General features: G+C 71.2%; 1 protein-coding gene. It reads left to right on the top strand.

Features of this window, described 5'->3' with window-relative positions:
* On the top strand, positions 1–929 hold a 929-nt coding region (locus OS124_RS0105775; protein ID WP_029375205.1), incomplete at its 5' end, for an HD domain-containing protein.
* Positions 930–1,037: the final 108 nt, after the last annotated feature.

Below are 1,037 nucleotides of genomic sequence, written 5' to 3' on the forward strand. Positions count from 1 at the left end.
ACCTGGTCGAGATCGACGCCGGCGACCACCCCATAGACCTGCCCCATGACGCTGCCGCCGTGGCCCCTGGCCAAGGCGCCGCCGCGGACCGCCTCTTTGCGCTGCTGCCCGACGACCAAGGCCCCGCCCTGCGCGCCATCTGGGAAGAGTTCGAGGGAATGCAGGGCGAGGCAGCCCAACTGGCCAAGACCGTCGACTACGCCATCCCGGTACTGCAGGTCTGGGCCGCCGATCCGCGCCGTGCCGACCACGAGGCAATCGCACGGGACAACACCGCCTCGGGCCGCGCCCGGCTGATTGCCCGCACCCGCCCCGCGCTCTTCGATCACCTGCACAGCGAGATGTCCTCAGGAACGCCCGAGATCGCCGCCCGTTCGGCCTTCCTGGCCGAGGCCGACCGGCTGAAGGGCGTGAGCCGCGCCACCACCCTCTGCGATGCCTCGCGACACGAAAACTCGGCGGAACACTCCTGGCACCTCGCGCTCTTTGCGCTGGTGCTGGGCGAGCATGCCCCCGAGGGCGTCTCGCTGGGCCGGGTCCTGCGCATGCTGCTGCTGCACGACCTGGTCGAAATCGACGCCGGCGACGTGCCGATCTACGCGCAGACCGCCGAGAACCAGGCCGCGACGGAAGCCGCCGAACTGGCCGCCGCCGAACGCCTCTTCGGCCTGCTGCCCGCTGCCGAGGGCGCCCCGCTCCTCGCCCTCTGGCAGGAATTCGAGGCCGCAGAGTCCCCCGACGCGCAATTCGCCAAGGCGCTGGACCGTTTCCAGCCGCCCCTGCAGAACCTCGCCTCGGGCGGCGTCTCCTGGAAGGCCCACAATGCGACCTTCGAGATGGTCGAGGCCCGTGTCGGCGCCCCGATCGCCCGCTCCATGCCCGCCTTCTGGGAGCATATCGCCCCGCAGATCCGCGCCTTCCTGGCCTGAGCGCCCGCGGCAACCGCGCACCGCCTCCGGCGGGAGTATTTTCCGCCTGGTGATGCTGCGGGAGGATGCCTGGAAAAGCGCCCTCCGCCTGCCTCCGGGAGCGTGCAC

The sequence above is a fragment of the Oceanicola sp. S124 genome (assembly GCF_000220565.1).
GTDB lineage: Bacteria > Pseudomonadota > Alphaproteobacteria > Rhodobacterales > Rhodobacteraceae > Pseudooceanicola.